Origin of the sequence: Paenibacillus gorillae (assembly GCF_000513275.1) — a bacterium.
Taxonomy (GTDB): domain Bacteria; phylum Bacillota; class Bacilli; order Paenibacillales; family Paenibacillaceae; genus Pristimantibacillus; species Pristimantibacillus gorillae.
Genome location: NZ_CBVJ010000067.1, coordinates 104,723 through 131,396 on the forward strand (window position 1 = coordinate 104,723; position 26,674 = coordinate 131,396).

The following is a 26,674-nucleotide window of genomic DNA, read 5'->3' on the forward strand; positions in this document are numbered from 1 at the left end:
GCAGTGGCTGTGATCGTTGCTAGCCGGGCTTTCTATCTGCTGAAACGATTCAAAATGCAAAAGTGCAAAATAATTTCCACTTTATAGGTGATTTTTCGCTTCAAAATGCAAAAGTACATTTTGATTAGCCCAAAAACCTTCCACAGAGCAAAATATAGCAATTTCAAATGCACTTTGCATTTTGATCGAGTTTTCGGGCCATTTATGACGAATCAAAATGCACTTTTACATTTTGTATCTGTATCTGGAAAAGATGGGACCCGTCCGCTACTAAAGAACTAAATCCGATTAAACCGATCTTATGCTACAATTAGTATATTCACTGCCATAAAATGGAGGGATTTAAAGAATGGGAATGATCGGCTGTTATTTTACGATTGACAACACTCTGATGCAGCAAGTTATAGAAGGAGAAACTTCACTAAATGATTTGAATCCTCATGATTATCCTAATCTGGACATCGATAAGTCCTGGGAGGGGATTCATTACTTGCTCTGCAAAGATATTTCGGATGGCGAGCCCCCTCTTAGCTATGTTGTACCTCTTATAACCGATCAACACCTGGATTACGGCTCTTTCGGAGCCTTTTATTTACGTGCCGGGCAAGTTGCTGAGGCATATCAAGCAATCGCTGAACTGGATGAAGCTCAGCTCCGCTTACAGTTTGATTTTCAAAAAATGATAGAAGAGGAGATCTATCCGTTTTCTGCAGACGAAGACGAGAATGAACTTTTCGAATATCTGCTGCAAAATTTTAATGAGATCAAACGTTTCTACAGCCAGACTGCTGCTGAAGGCAAAGGCGTTATCTTTTATATTTTCTAATCACACAGAAAAGGAGCAGGCCTCCCCTAAACTAGGGGGAACTGCTCCTTTCCTTATTCGACAACATTTCCTGGGCAATGACTTCCTGCTCCCTGCTCTCAATCCACATTAATTAAAGCAAGTCATCCTCTGCCGCTCTATTTCATTAACCTAAATCATTAGGAACGATTTTCCGGTCTTTGAAATAATAATGGACATCATGTTCATTGATTTCCCGAAGCACTTTGCATGGATTGCCTACCGCTACAACATTAGATGGTATATCCTTGGTAACGATACTGCCTGCACCAATCACCGTATTATCTCCGATCGTCACACCAGGAAGCAATATTGCCCCGGCGCCTATCCAGCAATTCTTCCCGATAGATACAGGTGCGTTATATTGATACGCTTGTTCACGAAGCTCAGGCAGGATGGGATGTCCAGCTGTAGCCACAGTCACATTGGGACCAAACATGGTATAGTCACCTACATAGATATGTGTATCATCCACCATAGTCAAATTGAAGTTGGCATATATTTTTTTCCCGAAGTGAACATGCTTTCCGCCCCAGTTGGCGTGAAAAGGAGGCTCGATATAGCAATCCTCACCTATTTCGGCAAACATCTCTTTGAGTAAAGCAGTTCTTTTTTCATTCTCCAAGGGCCGTGTTTGGTTAAAATCGTAAAGCCTCTCGAGACAAAGGGTTTGTTCTTTGGCTAATTGTTCATCTCCAGGCAAGTATAAGCTGCCATCATGCTGTTTTTGTTTGATGTCCATTTTCACAATCTCCCCGTTAGTATTATAGTCTGTCTTTGAACCTCATCGACACGCATGTCTTCACAATAGTATACCTTATCCCGCTCCGTAATTTCACGAAGTACTCTGTACTCATTTTCCGGCTGCTAGAATAGCGGTCAAATTTTAAATCAGCAAAAATCTATGATATGATGGCTATAAACTTTTAAAAGATTCGATTCGCGTATCCGCCGGACAAATCATAGAAAGGGGAAGTACGCTAAATGGTTACCCTATCGGACCAACAGTTTTCGAGAATTTCACGGGCTCTTGCCGAGCCGCGGCGTTATCAGATGCTTAAAGAAATAGGAGCAGCCAAAGGGCCGCTGCCATGCAGCACGATGCATGAAACGCATCCGGTTAGTGCTGCAACGATTTCTCATCATCTCAAAGAGCTTGAGACAGCTGGATTAATTCAAGGCATTCGTGAAGGCAAGTTTGTGAGCTATATCCTTCAAGAGGAAGTGCTGAAAGCATACTTAACCCAATTGGGCGAAATTATATAACAAATACAATTTGCTGAAGGAGCCGAGAGGCTCCTTTTTTTGCATTTGCACGTCGAAATGGAAAGCTTGACGAACTATTTTCAATATGATAGTTTTATAACTGTCTAATTGATAGAAATGAAAAGGAGCTCCAATCTCATGATGAAGCTATTCTCGCAACGTTAGCTGTTTATCGATAATTCCAAGCAGACTGCTGGCTGCCATACCTTTCTACCCCCTATCCTTAACGAACATCGATTCCAACTGCTATTGACTATAAACTTTTTCGGAGTTGAACCATCCCATGGCTAGATCAAAATCACTTATTGTTCTCATACTCGCCTTCGGTATATTTGGCATCATTAATACGGAGATGGGCATTATCGGCATTTTACCGCAAATTGCTCACAAATATGACGTTACCGTATCGCAAGCAGGTCTGCTGGTCAGTCTTTTTGCTCTTGCCGTCGCGATTGCGGGACCGATTCTGCCTTTAGTCTTCTCTGGAATGAACCGCAAGACCGTCATGCTTCTGGTCGTCGGATTATTTCTCGTCACTAACGTGATTTCGATATTCGCATCTAACTTTACTGTCGCCTTAATTGCACGAATTATTCCTGCCTTTTTGCATCCCGTATATTTCTCTGTCGCTTTTACGTCTGCTGCCAGCTTCGTGAGCAAAGATCAGGCGCCTAAAGCGATATCCCGTGTATTTATGGGGGTTACGGCTGGTATGGTCATCGGAATTCCGATCACCTCTTTTATCGCAGACATCTCCACGATTGAAATGGCTATGTCGTTCTTTGCATTAGTTAATGCTCTTACCTTCTTTGCAATTTTGCTGATCATCCCATCCATGCCTGTAACCGAACGGCAATCGTACGGCTCTCAGCTAAGCGTTCTGAAAAAGCCTGTACTATGGCTAAGTATGGCCACTGCCGCACTCATTCTCTCAGGTGTGTATGCTGTATTTAGTTTCTTTGCGGAATATATGGAAAAAGTCACTCACATGTCCGGCGGCATGATCAGCCTCATGCTGGTCTTGTTCGGTGTAACAGGTGTTCTCGGCAATTTATTTGCCGGCAAATGGCTGAGCTCTAATGCGGCCCAGACTGCACTAGTATTCCCATTAGCATTAGGCGTGATTTATGTCCTTATTTATTTAATGGGTACATTCACAGCTCCGATGGCAGTCCTCATTTTGGTATGGGGTATTCTCTTCACATTTGGTCTGAATATCTCCCAATACTGGATTACATCCGCGGCTGCAGAAGCGCCTGATTTCGCCAACGGGCTTTTTGTAGCTTTTGGGAATCTGGGCGTTACGATCGGCACATCGGTAGGCGGATTATTCATTTCAGGTATGGGAACAGAGCACGTTGTATGGGGCGGTGTCATCTTTATGGTCCTCTCCTTCCTTGCTGTCATGCTGAGAACCACCATCTACCGCTCTACATTATCTGGCTCACAGTAAACGCCTGCGCAGGCAGATTTGCTCACAATGGGTATATAGAAAAGGAGCAGAAAACTCCTCAAATTTCTGCTCCTTTTCCTTTCCCTTATTCGTATCGATCATTTTCTCATTAATGGAGCAATAACGTTTCCCAATGAATCCCAAGAAGTGATTAGGATAGAAATCCCATAAGCCTTCTTACTTCATTTGCGTTTTGTACAGAAGTGAGCTGTTCCAGAAGGGTAAAAGCGACATCAAAAGCAGTGGACGGATTAAATGATGTCATAATATGCTCATCGATAACAATCGGCTGATCCGAAATGACGTTCGCTCCCATTGAAGCAAGCTGCAATTGCCGTTTGCGGTTATTTAAATGATAAGTCGTCGCATTCCTGCCTTGCAGAATACCGCTTTTACCAAGCGGCAATGCACCGACACAGATCGATGCAATAATCTTCCCTTGCCTATCGAACTCCCGAATCCATTCCAGCACATCCCAACAATAGGCATCCTCATAGTAGCCCGCTTCTTCAAAACCTCCAGGCAAAGCAAGGGCATCAAACTGCTCAACCGTCACCTCTGAAATTACCTTTTCCGGAATGACAGTCAAATTCCAGGTGCATTTAAGCTCATTGCGGGTCCCCACAGTTATAAGCTCAGTTTCACCATTGCCTTCTGCACGATTCCACCCGAACACATCTGTAAATACGCTTGCTTCAACCGCCTCAAAGCCATTCGGCAACAACAAACACACTTTTTTCATCCCCATCAGCTCCTTTTCAAGTATGATAGGGGAGAATAGATGTTTAGTAAAATTGAAATAAGTAAACTATAGGTTTAGATATTCTGATAACTAGAATGGAGGAATCGTTATCGAAATCCGTCAATTCCAATCCTTCAAAGCCGTTGTTGAATATAACAGCTTTACGAAAGCTGCCCAAGCGCTGCAATATTCACAGGCTTCTATCACTTCACATATTCAGCAGCTGGAGGAAGAACTCCGGCTTCCACTATTCGACCGGTTAGGTAAGCAAATTCATCTCACCGCCGCCGGGCAGGAGCTGTATATTTATGTTAGTGAATTGCTATCCGCTTATTCTAAAATAAAAAATATTTCAGATGACGATACATCATTGAAGGGTGAGATCCGAATCGGAGCGTCCGAAACTATAACCGTGTACAAGCTCGGACCTGTTCTGTCTAAATTCAAAAAACGATATCCTCAGGTTACGATTTCTCTCATCAACGATAATTGTATACCTCTGCGCAGCAAACTCCATTCCGGAGAGCTGGACGCAGCGATAACTCTAGAGCCTATTTTAGATGATCCCCAGCTTGCTGCTGAGGTTTGCTCCGAAGAGCCTTTAATTTTTGTTGGTGAATACAATCATTCGCTGACTAGGTTAGAAGAGACTGAGGGAATGTGTATGATTTTCAGCGAGAAGAACTGCTCATTGCGGCGCTTTTTTGAAGCGTATTTAATAGAGAAGAAAATATCTGCACACAATTATTTACAATTTAACAGTATGGAAGCGATAAAACAATGTGTGGTAAGCGGATTAGGGATCAGCTTAATGCCCCGCGTTAGTGTAGAATCCCTTTTGCGGGACCGAAAAAATGCAAGCAATCGAAACCTTCAACGAACCTCTGATGTTCTATTCGCAAATTTCGTATCATAAACACAAATGGCTGTCGAAAGCCCTGCAAACATTCATTGAGATGGTTAAAGAAGAATTGTCCAATAAATCTAATGATGAACAGAGGTGAATCCAGGTGGCGCTAGATTGTTACCTTAAAGACCGGACAGCAGTAGTGGTCAGTCATTTTCCAATCGATGAGTTCTTACACCGTGGTATCTTCAGCAAAAACTTTCAACCGATGACGTTCCCTATCCTTGCTAGGCTAAAAGATTACTATAATGACCATTTCATTCAAGCGAATGAAATCCCCCTTCTGATCACTGAATTTCAGCTGCTAAAGCCTCAATTACCCGCACAACTGCAGCATCCTATAACTGAATTTATTGATTTGTTAAGTGACGATCGGATATGTGCCATGGAATGCTTTTGTGATTAAGGAATCTATCAAAATCTGCGTAACGTTGCTATACAAAAAAGGTCAATCATGGTCTAAACTGACCTTGATTGACCCTTTCCGCATACTCAATTAAGACTCCTTCATTCCGAGCAATTCTCTTCGTTCGGATATTAATGCAGCAGCATTCTCCGTTCTCTCGGGCCCTAACTGCTCGGTTAGAAACTTCACGAAATGACTGATGCCCCGATTATCCAGCGCAATCATCATCGATTTCTTGTTGTTAGCAACGATGATGATAGCTCCTCCAAAAAGTTTGCTCCGGTCAATTCGGGTAATATCAGCGAGACGGATCGTGCGCTTCCCGTAAAATTTATACATGCGAATCTCTTCCGGGTTGAAAACATATTTAGAGATCATCGTCGCAATCCACCATAAAATCATGAAAAACGCAAGAACTCCGGTAGCGAGAAAGATAATAATTTTATACTCGATTTCCTCATCATAATAGACATATCCGTCTGCCGCGAATTCCACTTCGCCTGCTATTTCTGCAAAAAACATCATACTCACAGTTGCAAGTATGAAGAAGATGATGAACTGGAACCATTTCATCCAGCCGCCTGAAGAAAGAACCATTTCTCCGAATTGATTTGTTTTAGCTGGACTTCTCAGGTAGTTTGCCCATGTTCGATGTATAAATTTCCGCATAAAGAAAAGTTCCATTTCTGCCTCCGTTTATCTGTGTCTGAATGTTTTGCTCCTATCCGTGCGCGATCATTTACTTCGCAACAGTTGGACCGCCATCACCATCATTAGGAGAGAACTCATCCTCAGCGGACTGCTCATTCTTCTTCGATTTGCCCCTAATAACGCGCCATAGCCATATGAACGGAAGGATAATGATAAACCAGAATTTTTTCAGCAGCACAACCCCAACAGCCAGCAGGCCCGCTTTTTTCGCAGCGAGCAGCCCCACGCCTCCCAAGATAAGGCCAGTTAAACCGTATTCCGCCTTCTTGTCCGTAGCCGGATCAAAGTCGCTGTAGGTTTCTCCCGGTTTTACGCTGAAATTGGAGATGATCTGGCTCTCGAAAACTTTACGGTCAGCCTCCAGATGCTCCGGATCACTAACTAGAATCGCCGAGACATAACCTTCCCGCGTCAGCATTCGAATATTGTAGTTAATAATGCTCTCGTTGTTGATATCGTGGAATAAGATGGACCAAGTAAGGCTGTGCAGCGCTTCGTTATAGGAAGGCTCCACGAACCATCTGTCTACGAACATCTTATTGTCATCGGATACCTCTTTATTAACCTGCTCCGTCCCTTTCCGGTAGCTTTCCAGCAAAGCATCGGCATCGATCTTATCCTTCTCTTTATCCTCAATATGTCCGGAATCTGTATATTCAAAATAGGCTACCCATTGCTGATCCTCACTAGCTGGAAAAACAGAGCCTATTTCTTTCTCACTAGGAATAGCGCCATAACTGCGCACATATTGTTTCGTGTTCTCCCCGTCCAGGAAACCATAATCTTGCTTCAATGTGAGCTGAGCAATTTGGCCGAGATCCAGCTTTTGCCCTGATCCTATGACCCATTGCAATTCAGTCTCCGATCCTGTCTCTGCCTCAGCTTCCGCCAAAGCAACAGTTGGTAAAGCAGCTATGCTTACGGCAAGCGCCAGAGTGAGCATAGCCATTTTGAAACGATTCATTGATTTAAAGAAATACATCTTAATCCCCTTTTGCTTTTTTTTGAAACGGCACACGTTCTCGATTGGAGCGAAATTCCATTTCTTCTGGTATAAACTTCTATATCGGCAGAGATTGACGTTTAGTTTATACTTTTATTCGCCCTATTAAAGTAAAATTGAACCAAAATTTATGATTACTGTAACAATCAAGGCCGATGCCGGCTTTCAAAAAAATCAAAAGATAAATATGCAGAACTCGACTTTCGTCCAGCTATCATCTCCCCGCACTTCTAAGTTATAATTAAACCTCAACAGAAAAAGATTATAAACGAACACAAAAAATGTAATAACTGTGTGTTGTGCTGTTGGACTATAACGTTTAGAATGAAAAAAACTTCAAGAAGATCAAGTGAGGGCTCATAATGAAATTATGGTTGAATAAATGGGTACACCTTTTAGGTATACTATCCATTCCTATTCAGGGGTTCATTTATATGGGGATTGCCCGAACTGTCGGATCGGATGTTTTTCTGGATTATTTCTGGATTGATACCAAGATTCCGTTCAATAAATGGTTCATCTTCCCTTATATAAGCTGGATGCCTGTTCTGTATCTTAGTTTTTTATATCTGGCTCTCAAAAACCGCAACATTTATTGGCGGACCTTATTGATCTATAACGTATCTGTCATGGCTTGCAACGTCGTATTCTTTTTCTTTCCTACCTATGTGCCTCGTCCTGATCTCCTTGGTACGGATGTGGCCAGCCGGCTTGTTCATTTCATTTATCAATCTGATGCTCCCTACAACTGTTTTCCGAGCGTACACTGCTTAACCAGTTACTTGCTGTTCATCACTTTCAAGCGTGATCTGACTCTCAAGCTGCCTATTCGAATTTTTATGTACACCTTATTGTGGCTCATTATTGCTTCCACCGTCTTCACCAAACAGCATGCGTTAATCGATGTATTTGGCGGAATTCTGTTCGCGGAGGCAACTTACCAGCTTGTCCGTTATGTTTCTTCCCGCAATCAGCGGAGAGACAAACAGCTTACCACTAGTGTATAGCATTAAAAAAAAAGAGGTTATTTCTTCGGCAGCCTTACTGGCTATCGTTGGAATAACCTCTTATTCTTTTAATTTCAATGGTGTACCGCCAGTCATTGATTTTTTTAACGTCTTGCTAATGTCAAATGCCAGCTGTCTGAGCGGCTTAAACTTCTAGAATTACGTGCAGTATTTATTGCACTGACTAATAAAAAGATACGAACCTCATCCCCTGTATTGTTATTAAACAATATTTTATTGGGTCTTAAATCGCCTGCACCGCCTCTTGCAATAAAAGTACCAGGTGAAGGCTGGGCTTCCACTTTTATCGCGAAGGCATCATTATTGAACAAGAAATTAATGTCTCGCAAAATTAATTTTTGGCCCTTTTTTACATCCAGCACAATCTGTTGCAGAAGAATAGTTTTCCGTCCGCCTACATTGATATTTGTGAGCCTGCCGCCGACAATTCCGTTTAATTGAAACAAATAAATCACCCCGAGAATTTAATACAATAAGATATGAGAACCTCAAATCTTTGGATTGGGTCAAGCCGGTAAATAGTTGCTAGAATAGAGATTGCTGAGATATCGCTCGGGGTTAAGTGAAATATGATAATCTATAAGCACACATTAGATCATGAGGAGTTTTAATCATGGGGAAAGTTAGTGCTGTTATACAAAATCCATATTTTGAGCAACCCTCTTGGATTACAAAAGTTGAATACAAGGAAACTGCGTATCTGTCCAGATTTTCTACGCCGGAAGATGCCACCTTATTTCTGACGTTGCTCTGCGGGTATAACAACATAGATGTGGATAGAGAGCCTGCTGAGGTATTAAATGAACTCATTACCTTTGATGAAGTTGTAATAAGTGGCGGAATAGCCTTTGAGGATAAAAGTAAAGTAATACTTCCGGGTTGCTGTTGTGGGCTTGAGAGTTGGAGAGAAGTGCTTGAAGCGGTCCTAAGCAAAAAGAATGTATGGCTTGGTCATGACCCATACCCCACTTTGGAATTTGTAAATAATTCGGTCAGAGTTTGGTCTGACGATTATTCTGGTACATATAGAAAAGATTTGCCGGAGCAAGACTTACAGAAAATGTTTTATATTGAATACGACCGGAATGACTTAATTAATAAGCTGCAAGCCATCGAAACAGATTTACTGGAGTTCTATAAGCATTTCTTAGAAAAGATTATGTGTATGGCTGATGATAACCTTAAAGAAATTCTACTTCTGAAATTTTGCCAGTGGTTCAATTTGAATTTAAGTTAGTTAAAAAGAGGTTATTTCTCCGGCAGCCTAACGGGCTTCCATTGAAATAACCTCTTTTCTAAGTTCATTTAATTTCAATATTGTTATCCATGAAAGGCTTCAGTACTTCTTCCTCGCACATGCTGATATAGATAACGGATCTGAGATTTACCAGGTTTTCAAATCCGGCTACCTGCCGAATATCAAAAACATCATCTTCTCCGTCCCAATCAGGCTGAATGATATGGTAAATTTCATTCCCACCATCAAAGCAAAGCTCAGTTATTTTGTCCAAATCCCCTTGTTCAAGCTGCAGCTTAGAGAAAAACTCTAAAAGTTCTGCAATGGGTCCAGAGTCTTCTGTATACCATTCATATTTATCCGTATGATCCAATTTTAGCTTTTCAAGTTCCTGTTCAAATGCCGGATTTTGATCAAGCAAAGCTTCAATTACTGTTAATTTAAAATTAAAGTCTTGAAACATCCCGGTGTGATCCGTATAGGTAATCATGGTATCTCCCTCATTTCGTAAAAATAACAGACTTTCCACCATGACTCCAATATAGTTCACCGAAGACTGTTTAGCTACTTATTAGAAGATTTATATATTATGATGAAATCATTTTATAAGGCAATAAATGGCTTAATGCTTTCTTTCAACGGCGTAACAGGCCCCCCAATTAACCGTTCCAAATCGGTCGAGGTAGAAGACGTGTTTATTTTGCGCAGAAAACCAAAGATCCAGTTTTGAATCCCAGCATCCTCTTGCAGAACTACGGACTTGCCAGACAGATCAGATAGAGCTGCTGCTAGATCATCGAAGGTCCATGGACGGGATGCCGTCAGCTCATATATCTTATTCCGATGATCCCCTTCTGACAAAACGGCTGCTATGCCTCTAGCCAAATCATCGCGCGTCACTGTATTAAAACTCCAGTCGCCGGGGGCAATACGCAGTTCACCTGCAGCGATCGCAGCATCCAATCCTAGCACACCGACAAAATCGGTATATAACGAGTTTCGCAGAAAAGTATACGGCATTCCGGCCGTAAGAATGGCATGCTCCGTTGCCATGTACAAATGTGAGGTTGAAATCGAATCTTGTTCCAGAAAAGCAAAGCTTGTAAACAGCAATTGCTCCACTTTCGATTTTTTCGCCGCTTCAATGACATGGGCATGCTGGCGCAGCCGAATCGTGTCATCCTGATTAGAGCTCGCAATGAATAACAGCTTGGAAGCACCAGCAAATGCCTGCTCAAGCGTGTCCGGTTTATCGTAATCGCATAGACGCACTTCAATTCCATACTCATGAAAATGTTTGCCTTTCTCTAAGTCGCGAACGCAGGCCACAATCTGATCAGCCGCAACCTTCTGAAGGAGCCGCTCTATGATCAAGCTTCCTAATTTGCCATTGGCACCTGTAATGACGATCGACATTGCTTTCATCCCTTCTGGCATCATTTTAGTTAAGCACTTAACTAAATGCCGAAAAAAATATTTTAATTTCTCTGTAATTTTTGCAACAAAACAAGAAGCTGTTTCAATTCATCTTCTTCCAGCGCATTCATTTTCTCAGCAATCCGTTGACGATTCTCAGGCAGGTTCTTCAATAAGAGGCTCTGGCCTTCACTTGTTATTGAAATAACCGTTTTTCTGCCGTCCTGAGGATGACTCGTTCGGCGAATTAATCCGTCATTTTCTAATGGGACAAGCAGTAGCGTAATATTCGGCTTCGTAACTCCGATTCGCTTAGCGAGCATGGAAGGCAATATCGTGCCGCCCTCTTTCATAATTTCAACTAATAACCGAATTCGGGCGCCATTCAAGCCCCTCGACTTCCAATATTTCTCCGACACCTCGACCAAGTTCGCCGTCGCTTCAACCAAAGAGAAAAAAACGAGTGAATGCAGCGGCATTTCCTGAACGTACTCTTGCAGATTCTTCAACTTGTCACCACCGTTAAATAGTTAAGCACTTAACTTATTTTAAGATACTACATCCGCAACGCATCTGTCAATTCCGTACAAGGAGATGTTTACAAAGCAGCCTTGGCTGCAAGCTTCCAGCGGCAGATGATTATGAAGGAATCGCCTTGCAGCTCGGCCGTCAACGTGCCTCCCATGTTGTGCATCAGGCTTTTGGCAATGGAGAGTCCAAGCCCTGAGGTTTGGGCGGACCTTGCACGATCTGCCGTGTAGAACCGGTCAAACAAGAGGCTGACATCACTTCCGGCCAATTCCTTTGCTTCGTTGATTATCGTCAGATCTGCAGTCTCCCGCTGCTGTTCGAAACGAATTTCTACCTGTCCAGACGTATACTTCACTGTGTTATTAAGCAAATTCTCAACGACTCTTCGTACAGCAGCCTCATCGGCGTACACGCTCACATTTTCCTCTGGCAGCACAATGTCAGGCGTAATGCCTCGTTCGTTGAACGCATCATAAAATTCGACCAGAATACCAGAGATCAGATCAGTTAACCCAAGCTTTTCAGCTTTAAGGGGATAATCCAGTGATTCGATCACGGACAGCTCAAAGTAATCGTTCAATAATGCCTGCAAGCGTTTGGTTCGATTTTTGACAGTAGTGATATATTCAAACTTCTCTTCAGGCGTTATACGCTCGCCCTCCAACAATTGAATATATCCGATAATCGAAGTCAATGGAGTACGGATATCATGAGAAATATTTGCCGCTGCCTTCCGAGATTCATACTGGACTCGTTGTTTGCGGGCTTCTGCTTCGACGATTAGTTGAGACTGGCGATTAATTTGTCCGGCAAGCGCTTCAAGCTTACTATCAAATAGAGCCACATCGATTTTTTTACCGGTTCGCCCTTCATTATAGCTTCGCAATTGCTGGGTCATCCGTCCTAATTCCCGCCTTAACATCAGCAGACGGACAAGCAGGAGAGCTGCTGCCGTCATCGATAAAATCGTTAGAATAAGCAGCATCCTCTCCCCTCCCCTTAATTACTTAATATCTTTCCTGCGGAATATGAAAATACCGAGAATAGCGGTTAAAGCAATAGTCAGCAAAGGCACGAGCAGGAGCGCCGGCAAATCACCGCTATGAATATGAGGTTTGGCGACTTCTCCCACTAATTTGAAGATCGAATAATCGTACAATGTACCAATGAATTCGACCTTCGAACCTAGTCCGGCAAGAACGCTATCAATCAACAGAAAGAAAATCATTAAAAATCCGATCGTTTTGCCGCTGTCTGTCAGAACTACAGTGAACAACGCCCCAATGGATGCATAGGCCGCCGTATATAATAGCGTCAGTCCGAGCACCCGGGGAATGAAAAACAGCGTATTTCCCTCTGGAAAATGACCAAAGCCTGAAAGCAGCGTCACTTCCAGCGTACTCACGATTGGAAAAACGAGAGAAATCAGCATCGCACCGATTGCGAATACGGTCAGTTTGGCCGCATACAACTGCCCCCTCGTATTACCCGATGAAGCGATCGTTTTCATAATTCCGGTAGAATATTCGTTAGAAATAAAGAATCCGGCAAGAAATGCAACACCAACCTTCATAACATAAGCATTACTTGTGATGAAGGTAATCAGAAATCCGGCGCCCGTAAATTGAGGTTCTCCGCTGGATCGATGGTCAAAATAGTATAACAGAGGGTAAGCCAGTGAAAGTACGGCAAGGGCAATAAGCAGCGTCCAGAACGATCTGTTCTTATGGAGTTTGAATAACTCTACTCTAATCAGATTATACATGCGAATCAACCCCGATCCGCTTACTAAAGTAGCTCTCCAAGTCTTCACCCATCGGTGTGAACTTCTCAATCTCCAGGCCCGCCGTGAAAAGCACCGACGATATTTTACTTGGCTGTTCCATATGGCCATACAGCTTGATCGCGCCATCCTGCATAACCTCGAAGTCAGTTGTGCCCAGTTCGTTTTGGATGACGGCTGCCGCCTTGCCTGGATCACTCACTTTGATATAAATATACTGCTGGCATTTCCCGTCCAGCTCCGCCGCCGTAAATTGCTCCAGCAGCTGACCGCGATGGATAATGCCGTAATGGCTTGCCATCAGATGCAATTCACTAAGAATATGGCTTGAGATTAATATCGTCATGCCCAGCTCACGATTTAACTGCTTGAGCAGCTCCCTCATTTCTACAACACCCATCGGATCTAACCCATTGGTCGGCTCGTCCAGAATCAAAAACTCCGGATCACCCAGCAAAGCGATAGCAAGACCTAACCGCTGCTTCATACCAAGCGAGAAATTTTTCGTTATTTTTTTGCCTGTCCCCTGCAAACCAACCTGCTCCAGCATTCTGGGAACGCACTCTTTGCCGGGAATGCCGCGCAAAATCCGGTTCGCCTCCAAGTTCTCGCTTGCCGTCATATGGGGAAATAAAGCCGGACTCTCGATAATAGAGCCGATTCTTTTGCGAGCCTGAATCAACGCCTTCTCTTCGCTCGCCCCGAACAGTTCTATCGATCCTTTGGTCGGAAAAGCAAGCCCTGTCACTAGGCGGATCAGCGTTGATTTTCCGGCTCCATTTTGCCCAATAAACCCGTAAATCGAGCCTTTGCGGATGGATAGATTCACTTTATCCAGCGCTCTATGGCCTTTGTACGTTTTGGACAACTGATTCGTTCTTAATACATACTCCTGCATCTTCATCTTGGCCTCCTTTATGTGATGGACCAAGTATAGAAACAAAAACATAAGAGGAACTAAAGCCAATACTTAAGAATGTATTAAGGCTTTAATCGATACCCCATCCCCCATACGGTCTCAATAAATTCGCTTCCCGGAGCCGCCTTGGCCAGCTTGCTGCGCAAGTTGCTCATATGGACGTTGATTATGTTGTCATCACCGTAAAATGACTCTTTCCAAACTCTTTCGTACAGATTAGACTTCGTAAACACCTTTTTTGGTGCTGATAAAAGCAATGAGAGTATTTCAAACTCTCTTGCGGTGAGCGTCAATTCCGTCCCAGCTGCAGTAACCGACATGGTGTCCCGATCTAGCACAAGCTCCTTATGCGTTAGCACATTAGGCACAGACGGCTGCGCTATTCGGGCATACATGCGAAGCTGGGAATCGATTCGCGCGGAAACCTCCTCGACATCGAATGGTTTTGTAATGAAATCATCCGCTCCCCCGCGCAGAGCAGAAACTTTGGTACTTGGCTCACCCTTGGCCGAAATGACAATAACGGGCATATCATCGCGTCTGTCGATACGATTGAGAAGCTCTTCGCCTGTCATGCCTGGCAGCATCAGATCGAGGAGCAGCATGCTCCATTGGCGCTGTTCCAGATAGAGCAGCGCTTCCGTTCCGGAGTATGCGGGCTGTGCGATATAGCCGCTTTTCTTAATAATGCTGCACAGCAGGCGGCTAATGTCATTATCGTCCTCGGCAACGAGAATATGTATCGGATTATTCATTGCTTCTCCTTTGTGGTCCCCTACGTTCATAAGTAACAGTATAGAATAAAATGTTAAAACCAGCATCTAGGAATTGACATACACGCAGTCCCGCTGATATATTGTGCATATACAACATACACAATTTTTGAATCGGAGGGAATCATATGCTGGCATTGGATGTTAGGAATCTCAATAAAAAGTATGAGCACTTTCAGTTGAAAGACGTTTCTTTTCAGCTGGAGAAGGGCTTTATTATGGGATTTATCGGGGCCAACGGCGCTGGAAAAACGACGACGATTAAGTCCATATTGAATTTGAACCGCATTGACAGCGGTGAAATCTACATTCTGGGCAAAGCGATGCATACCCATGAGCTCGAATTAAAGCAGGAAATCGGCTCCGCATTTGGAGACATCAGCTTCTATACGCGTAATAAAATCAAAACGTTAACGAATGTCATCAAGACGTTTTATCAGCATTGGAATGATGAGACGTACTACAGCTATTTAAAAAATTCAACCTGAACGAAAACAAAAAAATAGCGGAATTATCAACCGGTATGAAAGTGAAATACCGTCTGGCCCTCGCCTTGTCGTACGGAGCGAAGCTGCTGATTTTGGATGAGCCAACAAGCGGACTTGATCCCGTTGCAAGAGATAATCTGCTTGATATTTTTCAGGAGCTGGTGAAAGACGGAGAAATCAGCATTCTGTTCTCCACGCATATTACATCCGATTTGGAGAAATGTGCAGATTATATTACCTACATCGACAACGGACAAATTATTAACAGCGCCGATAAGGAAGAATTTATTGGGGCCTACCGGCTGGTGAACGGGAGAACGGAGCAGTTGAATTTGATCAAAGACGTGTTAATTTCCTATAAAAAGAATTCATTTGGCTTTACAGGCTTGATTCATACCCAGGATCTCGACCCCATGCTGGATATCAAATCAACCATGCCGAATCTGGAGGAAATTATGATCTATGTCTCGAAAAAGGAGGAAGACCGTGTATAACCTATTAATGAAAGAATTAAAGCTTGGCGTGAATCCGTTCTTTTATTTAATGCCCTTTCTAACAGGCGCTTTAATGCTGATTCCCGGATGGTTGTATTTCATCGTCCTCCTCTACTTTTGCTTTCTTACAATACCGAATATGTTCGCCGGATATAAGACGCAGAATGATTTGATCTTTACCAACATGCTCCCTGTATTCAAAAAAGACATGGTAAAAGCAAAGGTATCCGTTATTGTCATTCTGGAACTTATGCATATCGTGATTGCCATGATCTACGGCATGATTAGCCTTCGGTTATATCCGAATTTGATCTATTATTTCTACGGACCATCCCTAGGTTTCTGGGGATTATGCTTCGTCATGCTTGCGCTATTCAACCTGTTTTTCATACCCATTTACTATAAAACAGCCTATAAATACGGCACAGCAACGTTTGCCGGGACAACAGCCGCTATTCTGTTCGCAGGAGGCGCAGAATGGCTGGGCATACAGAATTCGACCTTGTTTAATCTGTTCAAAAGAACGGCATCGGATCATTTCACCACCCACCTGTTCATCCTGATTGCTGGCATCGCTATATTTGCGCTATTTACGATAATCGCTTATTATATTGCCATTAAACGGTTTGAGAAAGTGGAAACATAATGAACATTGCCATTTCGAACACCTCTGATAAACCGATCTATCAACAGCTTTTCGAACAGATTAGTGCGCAGATTCTCAAGGGTGAGCTTGGCAGCGGTTACAGCCTGCCGCCCATAAGGCAAGCAGCTACAGAGCTTCGCGTTAGCATCATTACGGTCAAAAAAAGCATGGGAAGAACTCGAACGGCTTGGCCTAATCTATACCATAACCGGCAAGGGATGTTTTGTAGCCGAGCTCTCCCCGGATGAGATGCTTCAAAGACGCAAAGAAATGATTTTGAATCAGATGACGATTGATATTTCCTATTACAAATCATTTGGTTTCTCGCTTGAAGAAATTATTGAGCTATTGAAGGAAGTATATTGAAGTTCAGTCACGTCCCAATGCCTTATACAACAAAGAAACGTTACCGCATGATGCGATAACGTTTCTTTGTTGTATGGAAGAGATTTAATAATTAAGAGCCTGCTTGCACTTCAGTCTTGCGACCCGTAATAAGCAGCTGCACACCGATCATCACGATGACTATGACGAGCATCGCGATAAGCGCAGCGACGAAGCTTCCGCTGTTGTCATAGATGACGCCGATCATGAGCGGCCCCATCGAGCCTATGATATAACCGCCAAACTGAGATAACGCAGACCATGTCCCTGCTTCCTCTGAAGTACTCGTCTCCACAATCGGCAGCATAAGCGCCAGAGGAAACAGTCCTCCTGCTCCGATTCCCAGAGCGATTACAGCTGGGAGCATTGGCAGCTTGAGCAATAGCATAACGATCCCTATTAACTCAAACACGCTGCAAAGGACTAGAAAAAATCTTCGTTTACCGAATTTGGAGACAAGACCAGGAACAATCAGCGACACCGGAATTTGAATCAGGGTAAACACGGTAAGCAGCATAGCCGCGCTTGACGGGCTGTACCCGAAATTATGAGCGATCGGTGAAATCCAAGCAGTAATGGAATAAAACATACTAGCCATCAATCCGAAAAACAGCGTTAACAGTAATGCTCTTTTGTTACGAAATGGAAGCTTGGAACTTGCTAAGCGCGCACTATTGCCTTTCTTTTTAAGAAAAGTCGACCACACAATAAGAGCAATTACACCTAGAACAGCCCAGCATGATAAAGTTAACGTTAAGTTATGGCTGGTTCGATTATATAACGGAATCGCAGAGGCCGATGCCAATGCGGCTCCTACAGTCATGGATGCCGAATAGATGCTTACGATTCCGGGCTTTGTAGGGAAATACTTTTTAATAAAACCTGACAGCAGCGGTCCGGCCAAGCTGATTCCGATACCGCCGATAAGCGCCGTAAGAACCAATACCGAGATGGAACCAACCGTTCCGCGCAGCGCCGTTGCCCCGGTAATGAGCAATAAAGCGATAAAAATCGTACGCTCCAGACCAAATCGGTCCCGCAGCACCGTAGTCATCGGAGCAAATATGCCCATGCATAGTACAGGCAATGTAGTCATCAGACTTGCTGTTAATGCGCTCATACCCAGATCATCTTGTAACGTACCCAGCAAAGGGGCAACGGATGTAATAATCGGCCTTAGGTTTAATGCCGCAATGAATATAGCGAGCAATAGATAAAATTTCTTCATTCGTGATGCGCCTTCTTTCTGATCTGTATCTTACAGTCTCAATTATATGGGGTCATACTTCATTGTACAATCCTATAATTTATATTATTATGATAGTAAAATACTATCAATAAAGAAGGCGACAAATGGATACTCGGAATATCAAATATTTTATAGCCGTTTATGAACATCTTCATTTCACGAAAGCGGCCGAAGAACTCGGCATTTCTCAGCCTACTTTAAGTCAGCAAATTCGCATAATTGAGGCGGAGTTTGGCACGCCGCTTTTTGACCGTATCGGGAAAAAGGTTGTCGCAACCGAAGCCGGCCACCTCCTTCGTCAGTATGGAGAAAAAATGCTCCAAGCCGAACGTGATGCTAAGAGTGCCATAAAAGAACTTCTGTCCGGAGACCGGGGTACCGTGCGGCTGGCCGTACTCCCTTCCGATTTGGATTTTCAGCTCGTTCCGCTATTCGTGCAATTTAAGTCGAAGTACCCGGGCACGCAGCTTCAGGTTTTCTCTACAATCCATGTGCAAGATGAGGTGCTTAATCACCGGGTCGATATGGGAATCGGCATGAAAGGTCCCGTTGATAAAAAACTAGTCCAAATCCCGCTTGGATCGGAGCCTTATCATCTATTCGTCAACTCGGCCAGCGAGCTCGCTGCCAGAACAGACATTACACTGGAAGAGCTGGTTAAGCATTCGATCGTTATGTATCCTAAGGGCTATTTGGGCCGTGATCTGGTCGATGAAGTGTTTCATAACGAAGGACTTGAATTACAGACCGCTATGGAGACCAGCTCAGCCACTTCTCTGCTGCAATTAGTTTCTGCAGGTGTAGGGGCTACGATTCAACCGAAAGGCTTGCTGAGCCAATTTCCAGTACGGCCGGACATTACTTCCATACCCATTACAGGACCAACCCCTGTTCGCCACCTTGAGCTCATCTATGACGCAGACCGGTTCATTGGCAGCTCGCAGCGGCAATTAACGAATTGGCTGATGGATTTCTTCAACAATCGTTTTCTGAATCCGTAACCGGACGCTGAAATGTTAGCAACATGATGGCTTGCTCCTCCGCATATGTTAATTAGGACGATCCTATTCATATAAGGAGGTAAGAGCGTGAAAGATAAGAGCGAAATCCCGGCAGTCCTTCATTCGCAGACGGTTGGCGAACGGGGTCCTGTACTGGAGCAGGACAATATTTTACATGAGACACTGGAGACTTTTGTACATAGCAAAATCATCGAGAGACCCGTGCATGTCAAAGGGTTTGGCGCATTCGGCTACTTCGAAACCGTGAATAGTATGAGCGCACATACGAAGCTATGCTTTCTGCAGCAGCCAGGCCAACAGGTGCCCGTTACGGTAAGATTCTCTCTTGCCGTCAGCAACAAGGGAACTCCGGACACTTCACGGAATGTACGCGGATTCTCCACAAAATTTTATACCGATCACGGTGTCTTTGATCTGCTATGCAATCATATCCCTGTGTTTCTCGTTCGGGATGCGATCCGCTTCCCGGAATCGATTAAAGCCTTTCTGCCTTCACCAGTCAATAATCTGATCGATCCGGAACGATTCTGGAGCTTTATTGCCAGAGCCCCGGAAGCCACGAATTTCCTTGTACGGCTGTACTCGGATGCAGGAACGGTCAAGAGTCTCCGGCATATTCCCGGGCACGGCGTCAACACCTATGTCTGGATTAATGAAAATGGTCACCGCACTTATGTGAAGTATCACTGGTATCCGCTTGAAGGTATCCAGTACATTGATAGCCAAGAAGCATCAAAATTAGCTGGCGAAAACCCGGATTACTCCGGCCAGGATCTCTATGATCATCTGGCTTCGGGGAAAACGGTTGAATACGGCTTATACGTGCAGCTTATGAACCCACAAGACGAAGTTAATCTGCCCTTTGATCCGCTTGACGATACGAAGGTTTGGGATGAGAAGCAGTATCCATACATGCCGGTTGGACGACTCGTATTGAATCGCAACCCGGACAATTTTATGGAACAGGTCGAGAAGCTCGCCTTCTCACCTTCCAATCTGCTGGAAGGCGCCGAGCTATCCGACGATAAAATGCTGCAAGGACGAGCGAATATCTATTGGGATTCGCAGCGGCGGCGGATAGGCCCTGACTTCCGCAGCGTTCCGATCAATCATCAGCAGGATTGGACACCTGATTCCCTGGTGACCAGCGGTTCTGGGCGGTATGTCGAAGGCCACCTCGTCCGGTCCGAATTGTTCAAGACGGATGATTTTTCGCAAGCAGGCGAGTATTATCAAGAGCTGCCAGCCGTACAGCAGGAACATCTTGTTGCCAATCTTGCTGCCGATCTGCGCGGCGTTTCACAAGAAACGCAGAACATTGTGCTGAGTTACCTTAGCCGGGCCTCTGTGGAACTAGGCGAACAGGTTGCCGAGCAGATTCACACGAAGAAGTAAAAAAAACGCTAAACACAGGATTGTGTTTAGCGTAAGGCCGTCGAGACAGTCTCGGCGGTCTTTTTAGTCTGTTCGGCACTACATGTCGGGCGAATCGCGGAATATGTCTTGATTCTCTTGCTTTATGTTGCGCGGCTATCCCTGCGTTTATCTCCAATCACCATGGACTAACTTATGACCCCCTGCTCGCTCCTGACTCTTTCGCATCACGAATCAAAATGTAAATGTGCAGGTTGTTTAGCCGTATATCGGCGATTTCTCGCATCAAAATGCAAAAGTACATTTTGATTGGCCGAAAAAGGGCTCTATGGCGTAAAATGGACGATTTCAACTGCACTTTTGCATTTTGAGAGCCATTTTGGGCATTTTGACGCTCATCAGCCTGCACTTTTACATTTTGATTCTCTATGTATCGTCTTCCTACTTAGCACAGTCAATCAGAGGTTATAAAACCATTCGATGATGCCTTTAAAAATCTCTGCCGCAAGGAAAATAATGGGTTGACATCGCCGATGACTTTAAATAACATTAGTTACATAACAAATGTTATCTAAAAAGGATGTTGAAAGCAATGCCTCCTAAAGCAACCATAACTAAAGAACAGATTTTGCAAGCCGCATTTGACATCGTCCGGATGCAAGGGCTGGAATATTTGACTGCCCGCGGCATTGCACAGAAGCTCAATTGCTCAACCCAGCCGGTATATCGAATCTACGCGAATATGGACGAAGTGAAGGATCATGTCTATGAAATGGCAGTAGACCTCATGCGGAATCAAATATTCAGCTATCAGGATGAGCAAAACTCCCCCGCGCTCAATATGGCGATCGGTTTTTTACATTTTGCCAAGCAAGAGCGGTATATGTTTCAGTTCGTGTATTTATCCGGGTACAAAAGCTTTGATTTAAATCAGGAAGTGTTCATAGGCGAGACCTTAAGCATGAAACCGATGCTCCACAGCAAGCGATTTCGGGCAATTGATGAAAGCAAGCAAAGAAATATTTTCATCAAAATCTCGATCTATCTAATTGGGATTGGCACCATGATCCATTCAGGCACGCTGAAAATGGATTTCCACGAAGCTGTGGAAATGGTCAGAGACATGTATGAAGCCATCATGGCCTATGAAGGGAGATCATCATCATGATGCAAATGGTCGGTAAAAAAGTCGGCGAAGGCGGTTGTTCCGAAGTATTTGAATGGGGCGGCGGAAATGAGCAAATTGTGAAAGTGGCGAAAGGCAATACCATTGCAGATGCGGTGAAAAGAGAATTTTCAAATAGCATGCTTGTCTGGGAAAATGGATTGCCCGCTCCCCGTCCTTATGAATTTCTGGAAGTCGATGGACGTCCTTCAATCGTCATGGAGAGAGTTCACGGGGAATCGTTAATGGAGCATTTTTTCCGTTATCTCATGCAATCTCCTTCCGAAATCGATCAAACTGATGATAATGAAGACGTGATAAAAATAACTGCAAGATTATTAAGCGAAACGCATCGTATGAATAACCTGCCTTTGCCCTCCCAGAAAGAAATGATGGTGCACTCTATTCGCTCGGCTGGCTATTTATCCGAATTCGAGAAAGTTCAGGTAATTGAGCATCTGAAGGGACTGCCCTTCAAAAAGCAAGTATGTCATGGCGACCCTAACCCCGGCAACATTATGGTTCGCGGAGATCACGCGGTACTCATCGATTGGATGAATGCTTCGACGGGCAATCCCGAAGCAGATCTGGCCGAATATATAATCATGATTCGTTATGCCATCTTGCCTCCACACACGCCAAGCAGCGCTGTTGCCCGCTTTGATTCGCTAAGAGAGCATATTATTGAAGTATTTTGCGAGGAGTATCGCCGGTTGTCGGGCAATTCTCTGGATGAAGTCGAGGACTGGATTATGCCCGTTGCGGCTCGCAAACTATGTGCGGATGCAATCGGCGAGGAAGAGAAAGCGCTGCTTCTCGCAGAAATCAGATCACGGCTTTAATTGTCCCACGTCCCCTTATCATTTCATTCGAACAAAAAAACCCGTAGGAGCTACTTTTCTAGAAGTAGTCTACCCTGCAGGTTTCTCATTGCAATTAACAGTGCCATGCTTGCCTTGTTCCTATAATGAACCCCGCTCCTCACCAAAGCAGGTTTCTATTCATCAATTACTTCTTGAAGATTCTGAAAGGAGCGCCAACTGGCAGGAAAACACGTCCGAAGTGTGTGTTCAGCACAGCAGCACCACATCCATAGAAGGATACGATAGCGATTGCCATTTCAGCATAAGCCGCCAAATCGTGAAAAGCTCCGTTCCCCACTCCGAATGAATCTAAACTTAATCCAACAAACAATAGATCAATTAACAGGAAGATAACGAATAACACTTTATTCGTTTCCATGGCGCCGATGGTCATGAAGAGGGTAAAGATCAGATAGCCGGCGAATACAAAGCCTAACTGCTTAACATCAAGGCCAGAAGCCAGCTCCGGACCAAAAACACCTAATTTAATTAACCAGCTCGATGCCATGCCAAACCAGAAGAACGCATAAGCACCAAATGCGGTCATACCAAACGTGTTGTTATGCTTGGCATCCTGGATGCAAGCAAATAGTTGAGCGAATGCACCGAGGAAAATAGCCCATGGGATCACATAACTCAATCCAGAAGTGATGTCCAGCTTTTGCGATGAAGCAACGAACGTGACGATGGCCAGACCAAATAATCCAATTGCACTCGGGTCTGCTGTTACAATTTTTACATTTTGTTGCGACGATGATGTCATAAACTAAGAAGCCTCCGATTACTAGAAATCAATTTGACCACTTATTTTATCACATAACGAAGGAACTTAATATGACTGTAGCTATATTGACACATTTGAGGCAGAAAGCTGCTTAGGTTGGGGTCGACCGCAACAATCGCCTATCCCGCATCCGCATAAATTTCGCATCAATTCCACTTCATATACCTATCTCCCAGTACTCCGCGTTAAACAAAATGCAAAAGTGCAGGCTGATCAGCCTCAAAATGCCCAAAACAGCGTTCAAAATGCAAAAGTGCATTTGAAACTGACTAAACTCATTCAAATGAGGCTATTTTGGCCAATCAAAATGCACTTTTACATTTTGATGCGATATATCGTCAATAAAGCGGCTGACAACATGCACTTTTACATTTTGATGCCCCATTTGACTCGCTATACGAGAAAATTCAGTTTCAGCTTCTGGACAGCTCGAAACAAAATCAATTTCTCTAGCAACAGAACAGAACCTAACAAGACTTGTTCATTAAAAAATACGCAGTCCAATTGGACTGCGCACGTATCTTTTATTGAAAATCCGCGTTAATCGCTACTTCTTTCCACTTCTCGAAGTTTTTCAGCGACTCGGTATATTTCTTCACCGCAAAATGGTACGCATCCGCACCAAGCAGCAATCGAAGCGGCGGCTCTTCAGACTCTGCAATGCTGATAATGGCTTCTGCCGCTTTTTTAGGATCACCAGGCTCGTTTCCATGGGTTTCTCCATTTACGAATGGAGAGACTAGCTGCTCATACTCCTTGATGGCCGAGCTCGTCCTGGCTGCTGACCGTCCGGACCAGTCCGTACGGAAATTACTTGGCTCAATGAGCGTTACATGAATATGAAAAGGAGCAACCTCCTGAGCAAGGCTTTCTGAAATGCCCTCAACCGCATATTTCGAAGCGTTATAATAACCAACTCCTGGATACGAAGTTAGACCGCCGATGGACGATATATTAATAATATGTCCGGAAAGCTGATTCCTCATAATAGGTAAAACAGCGCTGGTCATTTGCATAAGACCCCAGAAGTTGATCTCGAACATCTTCCGTGTTTCTTCCCCATCTGCTTCTTCAATTGAGCTGAAATAGCCGACCCCTGCGTTATTAACAAGTACGTCAATTCGGCCAAACTTCTCTATAGCAGCCTTTACGGCTCTGTCCACTTGATCCGGCTTTGTAACATCAAGCTCTATAGCTAGAACGTTATCCGTATTTCCATGGACAAGATCAGCAATCGCATTAACATTCCGTGCTGTAACTACAACCTTTTGTCCTGCATCTATGGTTGCTTTTGCAAGCTCTCTGCCGAAGCCAGTGGAGCATCCGGTGATGAGCCAAACTTTGCTGTTCATTGATCTCTCTCCTTTAGATTGAAATTTGCTTTGCAAAAATGACTCTAATCGTTAGAGCTTAGTCTAAGTCAAGCGGCTCCTTCCGAACTGGACAACTTTGAATATTGCTTTGACTTCGAGCATACTCTAACCGTTATAATCGATAAGTTAATGACAATTTATTTCATAATAAAGGTGGCTAATACATTGGGATATACAATTAGTCAGGTTGCCGAACGGACAGAACTAACTGCACATACATTGCGTTATTATGACAAGCTGGGGCTGCTGCCCTTCGTTGATCGGGATAAGGCGGGGAATCGGGATTTTAAAGAAAGTGATTTTGTATGGCTGGATATTATAACTTGCTTGAAAAAAAGGCGGGATGCCTGTGAAGCAAATTAGTGAATATATAAAGATGTGCATGAAAGGAGACGTTACGTTAACCGAGCGGCTTACAACCTTTGAAGCGCATAAACAAGCGGTCTTAAACCAAATCGATGAACTAAACAAATATTTGAGGAAAATCGATTTCAAAATTGACTATTACAAAACAGCTATTGAAGCAGGGACGGAAGCGATACACGCGCAAACAGAGTGTACATGGCTGGATATCGAATAACTAGTACTCACGCATCAACATAACTATAATGGACAAAAAAAATCTGACAGAGCGCTTGACTTCGACTACACTCTAACTCTTAGAGTTTTATTGGCATCAACAAAACTTTAAGCTGAGGGTGAGCATAAATGAGTCAAAGCCGCAATTTGGATAATTACGGGAAAGCTATTACTGGAGTAGTGAAGAAGGTAATGACACTATGAAATATATGGCAGCTGTTATGGCAGGATCAGCATGCTTTGGACTATTGTCTACAATAGCCGTACTGGCCAATGAAAGAGGCTTTCAGCTTGGCGAAGTCGTAGGCTCACAACTGTTTTTTGGATTTCTATTGTCTCTTGTTTTCTATACGGTGAAAGAACGGAGTGCAAGCAGGCAAAAGCAGAAAGCAGCATCTCGCCAGATGAACGATGGCAAACTAAGCTGGAAACAAAAGCTTACGCTAGCCAGCGCAGGCATTCCACTCACTGGAGGCTTCTTGGTTTATTTCAAATCATTAACCTATGTACCTGCTTCTGTAGCTATCATTTTGTTATTTCAATTTATATGGATCGGCGCACTGATCCAAGCGATTAGAAACAGACGGCTTCCGGATCGTATGACTGTTATCGTTATTATCATTTTGCTAATAGGGACTGTGCTTGCTGCTGGTCTGCTGGACGATGGAGTACGAAGCTGGAACCCGCTTGGCATTTTCTTCGGGCTAAGTGCCGCTGTATTGTATTCCTTATTCATCCTGCTAAGCGGATCAGCCGTACCACAAGCGCCTGTAGCCACCCGAGGCGTATGGATGCTGGCTGGAGGTATCGTGCTCGTATTCATCTTGTTCCCGCCGGCATTTTTGATTAATGGTAAAATCTTTGGAGAGCTGCTCATCTATGGATTCTCTCTAGGATTCCTAGGTTCTTTCATACCACCCCTGTTGTTCGCTTATGGCGTTCCGCATGTTGGAGAAGGAATGGCTGGCATATTGGGCGCTACCGAGCTTCCCGTCGCCGTACTTTCCTCGTATTTCATCCTTCATGAGATGATTAGCCCGCTGCGCTGGGCAGGTGTTCTTATTGTACTAGGCTCAATCGCTCTGCCTGAAATGACCCGGCGGCTTAAGCAAATACGCAGCTGCCCTAGTTCCGGTACCCGTAAGAGCTCTGGATAAAAGAAATAAGCAAGGATGATACGAAAACGCCCTCACATAATGTGATGGCGTTTTTCAATTTTGGACGGCATACACTG

General features: G+C 44.0%; 31 protein-coding genes and 1 pseudogene. 17 read left to right on the forward strand and 15 right to left on the reverse strand.

Annotated features, from left to right (window positions below; all coding sequences use genetic code 11):
* The first annotated feature begins 349 nt into the window (after positions 1–349).
* Positions 350–826, forward strand: coding sequence for a YfbM family protein (locus tag TY10_RS11310; protein WP_042163313.1), 477 nt, complete (start codon positions 350–352; stop codon positions 824–826).
* 145 nt (positions 827–971) lie between these two features.
* On the opposite strand, the gene TY10_RS11315 is transcribed toward TY10_RS11310, so the two are convergent.
* Positions 972–1,586: a sugar O-acetyltransferase gene (locus tag TY10_RS11315; RefSeq protein ID WP_042163315.1), complete on the reverse strand. Its 615-nt coding sequence runs from the start codon at positions 1,584–1,586 to the stop codon at positions 972–974.
* A 242-nt stretch (positions 1,587–1,828) separates the two neighbouring features.
* Here TY10_RS11315 and TY10_RS11320 point away from each other — a divergent pair, with 242 nt between their 5' ends.
* A complete protein-coding gene (locus tag TY10_RS11320; RefSeq protein ID WP_042163317.1) occupies positions 1,829–2,110 on the forward strand; it encodes an ArsR/SmtB family transcription factor in 282 nt (93 codons plus the stop codon).
* A gap of 283 nt (positions 2,111–2,393) precedes the next feature.
* On the forward strand, positions 2,394–3,563 hold the full coding sequence (locus TY10_RS11325) for an MFS transporter (protein WP_042163320.1): 1,170 nt from the start codon (positions 2,394–2,396) through the stop codon (positions 3,561–3,563).
* A 151-nt stretch (positions 3,564–3,714) separates the two neighbouring features.
* Here TY10_RS11325 and TY10_RS11330 read toward each other — a convergent pair whose 3' ends face one another.
* On the reverse strand, positions 3,715–4,305 hold the full coding sequence (locus tag TY10_RS11330; protein ID WP_042163322.1) for a DJ-1/PfpI family protein: 591 nt from the start codon (positions 4,303–4,305) through the stop codon (positions 3,715–3,717).
* Positions 4,306–4,420: 115 nt separating this feature from the next.
* Here TY10_RS11330 and TY10_RS11335 point away from each other — a divergent pair, with 115 nt between their 5' ends.
* On the forward strand, positions 4,421–5,221 hold the full coding sequence (locus TY10_RS11335; RefSeq protein ID WP_238327555.1) for a LysR family transcriptional regulator: 801 nt from the start codon (positions 4,421–4,423) through the stop codon (positions 5,219–5,221).
* A gap of 487 nt (positions 5,222–5,708) precedes the next feature.
* Here TY10_RS11335 and TY10_RS11345 read toward each other — a convergent pair whose 3' ends face one another.
* Together TY10_RS11345 and TY10_RS11350 are read right to left on the reverse strand one after the other, a co-directional pair.
* Positions 5,709–6,302: a hypothetical protein gene (locus TY10_RS11345; RefSeq protein WP_042163326.1), complete on the reverse strand. Its 594-nt coding sequence runs from the start codon at positions 6,300–6,302 to the stop codon at positions 5,709–5,711.
* A gap of 55 nt (positions 6,303–6,357) precedes the next feature.
* Positions 6,358–7,311 (reverse strand): DUF2167 domain-containing protein, encoded by a 954-nt coding sequence (locus TY10_RS11350; RefSeq protein ID WP_238327547.1) that lies wholly within the window; start codon positions 7,309–7,311, stop codon positions 6,358–6,360.
* A 455-nt stretch (positions 7,312–7,766) separates the two neighbouring features.
* On the opposite strand from TY10_RS11350, the gene TY10_RS11355 reads away from it, so the two are divergent.
* On the forward strand, positions 7,767–8,339 hold the full coding sequence (locus tag TY10_RS11355; RefSeq protein WP_052350494.1) for a phosphatase PAP2 family protein: 573 nt from the start codon (positions 7,767–7,769) through the stop codon (positions 8,337–8,339).
* Positions 8,340–8,443: 104 nt separating this feature from the next.
* Here the strand turns inward: TY10_RS11355 and TY10_RS11360 are convergent, their stop codons facing one another.
* Positions 8,444–8,806, reverse strand: a complete 363-nt coding sequence (locus TY10_RS11360; protein ID WP_155985811.1) for a hypothetical protein — start codon at positions 8,804–8,806, stop codon at positions 8,444–8,446.
* Positions 8,807–8,973: 167 nt separating this feature from the next.
* Between TY10_RS11360 and TY10_RS28805 the strand changes: the two genes are divergently transcribed.
* Positions 8,974–9,597 carry a hypothetical protein gene (locus TY10_RS28805; protein WP_052350495.1) on the forward strand — a complete coding sequence of 208 codons (624 nt, stop codon included), beginning with the start codon at positions 8,974–8,976 and terminating at the stop codon, positions 9,595–9,597.
* 64 nt (positions 9,598–9,661) lie between these two features.
* Here TY10_RS28805 and TY10_RS11370 read toward each other — a convergent pair whose 3' ends face one another.
* From TY10_RS11370 to TY10_RS11400, 7 genes are all read right to left on the reverse strand, one after another.
* Positions 9,662–10,087: a DUF6892 domain-containing protein gene (locus TY10_RS11370; RefSeq protein ID WP_042163330.1), complete on the reverse strand. Its 426-nt coding sequence runs from the start codon at positions 10,085–10,087 to the stop codon at positions 9,662–9,664.
* A 113-nt stretch (positions 10,088–10,200) separates the two neighbouring features.
* Positions 10,201–11,022 (reverse strand): NAD(P)H-binding protein, encoded by an 822-nt coding sequence (locus TY10_RS11375; RefSeq protein WP_337588347.1) that lies wholly within the window; start codon positions 11,020–11,022, stop codon positions 10,201–10,203.
* 53 nt (positions 11,023–11,075) lie between these two features.
* Positions 11,076–11,522 (reverse strand): MarR family winged helix-turn-helix transcriptional regulator, encoded by a 447-nt coding sequence (locus TY10_RS11380; RefSeq protein ID WP_238327548.1) that lies wholly within the window; start codon positions 11,520–11,522, stop codon positions 11,076–11,078.
* A gap of 89 nt (positions 11,523–11,611) precedes the next feature.
* Positions 11,612–12,529, reverse strand: a complete 918-nt coding sequence (locus TY10_RS11385) for a sensor histidine kinase (protein WP_238327549.1) — start codon at positions 12,527–12,529, stop codon at positions 11,612–11,614.
* An 18-nt stretch (positions 12,530–12,547) separates the two neighbouring features.
* A complete protein-coding gene (locus TY10_RS11390) occupies positions 12,548–13,309 on the reverse strand; it encodes an ABC transporter permease (RefSeq protein ID WP_042163334.1) in 762 nt (253 codons plus the stop codon).
* Entirely contained in the window at positions 13,302–14,225 is a 924-nt protein-coding gene (locus TY10_RS11395) for an ABC transporter ATP-binding protein (RefSeq protein WP_042163441.1), read from the reverse strand. Before TY10_RS11395 ends, TY10_RS11390 begins: the two co-directional genes overlap by 8 nt.
* Before the next feature lie 83 nt (positions 14,226–14,308).
* A complete protein-coding gene (locus TY10_RS11400; RefSeq protein WP_042163336.1) occupies positions 14,309–15,001 on the reverse strand; it encodes a response regulator transcription factor in 693 nt (230 codons plus the stop codon).
* Positions 15,002–15,147: 146 nt separating this feature from the next.
* Here TY10_RS11400 and TY10_RS32040 point away from each other — a divergent pair, with 146 nt between their 5' ends.
* From TY10_RS32040 to TY10_RS11415, 4 genes and pseudogenes are all read left to right on the forward strand, one after another.
* Entirely contained in the window at positions 15,148–15,507 is a 360-nt protein-coding gene (locus tag TY10_RS32040) for an ATP-binding cassette domain-containing protein (RefSeq protein WP_272945286.1), read from the forward strand.
* Between the two features lie 35 nt (positions 15,508–15,542).
* On the forward strand, positions 15,543–16,001 hold the full coding sequence (locus tag TY10_RS32045) for an AAA family ATPase (protein ID WP_272945287.1): 459 nt from the start codon (positions 15,543–15,545) through the stop codon (positions 15,999–16,001).
* Complete coding sequence (locus tag TY10_RS11410; RefSeq protein WP_042163338.1) at positions 15,994–16,647, forward strand: ABC-2 transporter permease; 654 nt, start codon at positions 15,994–15,996, stop codon at positions 16,645–16,647. The genes TY10_RS32045 and TY10_RS11410 overlap by 8 nt, the downstream gene beginning before the upstream one ends.
* Positions 16,647–17,013 (forward strand): annotated as a pseudogene (locus TY10_RS11415) (GntR family transcriptional regulator). The gene TY10_RS11410 and the pseudogene TY10_RS11415 overlap by 1 nt, the downstream one beginning before the upstream one ends.
* Positions 17,014–17,104: 91 nt before the next feature.
* On the opposite strand, the gene TY10_RS11420 reads toward TY10_RS11415, so the two are convergent.
* A complete protein-coding gene (locus TY10_RS11420) occupies positions 17,105–18,259 on the reverse strand; it encodes an MFS transporter (protein ID WP_042163340.1) in 1,155 nt (384 codons plus the stop codon).
* Between the two features lie 125 nt (positions 18,260–18,384).
* Between TY10_RS11420 and TY10_RS11425 the strand changes: the two genes are divergently transcribed.
* The 4 genes from TY10_RS11425 (at position 18,385) to TY10_RS11440 (ending at position 22,683) form a co-directional block, all read left to right on the forward strand.
* The gene (locus TY10_RS11425; protein ID WP_042163341.1) at positions 18,385–19,281 is read left to right on the forward strand and encodes a LysR family transcriptional regulator; all 897 of its coding nucleotides are present in this window, start codon (positions 18,385–18,387) and stop codon (positions 19,279–19,281) included.
* A gap of 87 nt (positions 19,282–19,368) precedes the next feature.
* Entirely contained in the window at positions 19,369–20,697 is a 1,329-nt protein-coding gene (locus TY10_RS11430; RefSeq protein ID WP_042163343.1) for a catalase, read from the forward strand.
* 571 nt (positions 20,698–21,268) lie between these two features.
* The gene (locus TY10_RS11435) at positions 21,269–21,844 is read left to right on the forward strand and encodes a TetR/AcrR family transcriptional regulator (protein WP_042163345.1); all 576 of its coding nucleotides are present in this window, start codon (positions 21,269–21,271) and stop codon (positions 21,842–21,844) included.
* Positions 21,841–22,683, forward strand: a complete 843-nt coding sequence (locus tag TY10_RS11440; protein ID WP_042163347.1) for a phosphotransferase — start codon at positions 21,841–21,843, stop codon at positions 22,681–22,683. The genes TY10_RS11435 and TY10_RS11440 overlap by 4 nt, the downstream gene beginning before the upstream one ends.
* 166 nt (positions 22,684–22,849) lie before the next feature.
* Here TY10_RS11440 and TY10_RS11445 read toward each other — a convergent pair whose 3' ends face one another.
* Both TY10_RS11445 and TY10_RS11450 read right to left on the reverse strand, forming a co-directional pair.
* Entirely contained in the window at positions 22,850–23,467 is a 618-nt protein-coding gene (locus TY10_RS11445) for an acetate uptake transporter (RefSeq protein ID WP_042163349.1), read from the reverse strand.
* A gap of 545 nt (positions 23,468–24,012) precedes the next feature.
* On the reverse strand, positions 24,013–24,840 hold the full coding sequence (locus tag TY10_RS11450; RefSeq protein ID WP_042163351.1) for an oxidoreductase: 828 nt from the start codon (positions 24,838–24,840) through the stop codon (positions 24,013–24,015).
* Between the two features lie 186 nt (positions 24,841–25,026).
* Here TY10_RS11450 and TY10_RS32235 point away from each other — a divergent pair, with 186 nt between their 5' ends.
* The 3 genes from TY10_RS32235 (at position 25,027) to TY10_RS11465 (ending at position 26,597) form a co-directional block, all read left to right on the forward strand.
* Positions 25,027–25,224 (forward strand): MerR family DNA-binding transcriptional regulator, encoded by a 198-nt coding sequence (locus tag TY10_RS32235; protein WP_042163353.1) that lies wholly within the window; start codon positions 25,027–25,029, stop codon positions 25,222–25,224.
* Complete coding sequence (locus TY10_RS32240) at positions 25,211–25,441, forward strand: MerR family transcriptional regulator (protein WP_337588348.1); 231 nt, start codon at positions 25,211–25,213, stop codon at positions 25,439–25,441. The genes TY10_RS32235 and TY10_RS32240 overlap by 14 nt, the downstream gene beginning before the upstream one ends.
* 199 nt (positions 25,442–25,640) lie before the next feature.
* Complete coding sequence (locus TY10_RS11465; protein WP_042163355.1) at positions 25,641–26,597, forward strand: EamA family transporter; 957 nt, start codon at positions 25,641–25,643, stop codon at positions 26,595–26,597.
* The last annotated feature ends 77 nt before the right edge of the window (positions 26,598–26,674 follow it).

Coding starts and splice junctions, on each gene's coding strand:
- TY10_RS11330 (WP_042163322.1), bottom strand. CDS start 4,305: ATGAAAAAAGTGTGTTTGTTGTTGCCGAATGGCTTTGAGGCGGTTGAA.
- TY10_RS11315 (WP_042163315.1), bottom strand. CDS start 1,586: ATGGACATCAAACAAAAACAGCATGATGGCAGCTTATACTTGCCTGGA.
- TY10_RS11345 (WP_042163326.1), bottom strand. CDS start 6,302: ATGGAACTTTTCTTTATGCGGAAATTTATACATCGAACATGGGCAAAC.
- TY10_RS11310 (WP_042163313.1), top strand. CDS start 350: ATGGGAATGATCGGCTGTTATTTTACGATTGACAACACTCTGATGCAG.
- TY10_RS11435 (WP_042163345.1), top strand. CDS start 21,269: ATGCCTCCTAAAGCAACCATAACTAAAGAACAGATTTTGCAAGCCGCA.
- TY10_RS11395 (WP_042163441.1), bottom strand. CDS start 14,225: ATGCAGGAGTATGTATTAAGAACGAATCAGTTGTCCAAAACGTACAAA.
- TY10_RS11370 (WP_042163330.1), bottom strand. CDS start 10,087: ATGATTACCTATACGGATCACACCGGGATGTTTCAAGACTTTAATTTT.
- TY10_RS11375 (WP_337588347.1), bottom strand. CDS start 11,022: ATGAAAGCAATGTCGATCGTCATTACAGGTGCCAATGGCAAATTAGGA.
- TY10_RS11400 (WP_042163336.1), bottom strand. CDS start 15,001: ATGAATAATCCGATACATATTCTCGTTGCCGAGGACGATAATGACATT.
- TY10_RS28805 (WP_052350495.1), top strand. CDS start 8,974: ATGGGGAAAGTTAGTGCTGTTATACAAAATCCATATTTTGAGCAACCC.
- TY10_RS11420 (WP_042163340.1), bottom strand. CDS start 18,259: ATGAAGAAATTTTATCTATTGCTCGCTATATTCATTGCGGCATTAAAC.
- TY10_RS11325 (WP_042163320.1), top strand. CDS start 2,394: ATGGCTAGATCAAAATCACTTATTGTTCTCATACTCGCCTTCGGTATA.
- TY10_RS11355 (WP_052350494.1), top strand. CDS start 7,767: ATGGGGATTGCCCGAACTGTCGGATCGGATGTTTTTCTGGATTATTTC.
- TY10_RS11320 (WP_042163317.1), top strand. CDS start 1,829: ATGGTTACCCTATCGGACCAACAGTTTTCGAGAATTTCACGGGCTCTT.
- TY10_RS11465 (WP_042163355.1), top strand. CDS start 25,641: ATGAAATATATGGCAGCTGTTATGGCAGGATCAGCATGCTTTGGACTA.
- TY10_RS32040 (WP_272945286.1), top strand. CDS start 15,148: ATGCTGGCATTGGATGTTAGGAATCTCAATAAAAAGTATGAGCACTTT.
- TY10_RS11450 (WP_042163351.1), bottom strand. CDS start 24,840: ATGAACAGCAAAGTTTGGCTCATCACCGGATGCTCCACTGGCTTCGGC.
- TY10_RS11425 (WP_042163341.1), top strand. CDS start 18,385: ATGGATACTCGGAATATCAAATATTTTATAGCCGTTTATGAACATCTT.
- TY10_RS32045 (WP_272945287.1), top strand. CDS start 15,543: ATGAAAGTGAAATACCGTCTGGCCCTCGCCTTGTCGTACGGAGCGAAG.
- TY10_RS11390 (WP_042163334.1), bottom strand. CDS start 13,309: ATGTATAATCTGATTAGAGTAGAGTTATTCAAACTCCATAAGAACAGA.
- TY10_RS11385 (WP_238327549.1), bottom strand. CDS start 12,529: ATGCTGCTTATTCTAACGATTTTATCGATGACGGCAGCAGCTCTCCTG.
- TY10_RS11440 (WP_042163347.1), top strand. CDS start 21,841: ATGATGCAAATGGTCGGTAAAAAAGTCGGCGAAGGCGGTTGTTCCGAA.
- TY10_RS11445 (WP_042163349.1), bottom strand. CDS start 23,467: ATGACATCATCGTCGCAACAAAATGTAAAAATTGTAACAGCAGACCCG.
- TY10_RS11350 (WP_238327547.1), bottom strand. CDS start 7,311: ATGTATTTCTTTAAATCAATGAATCGTTTCAAAATGGCTATGCTCACT.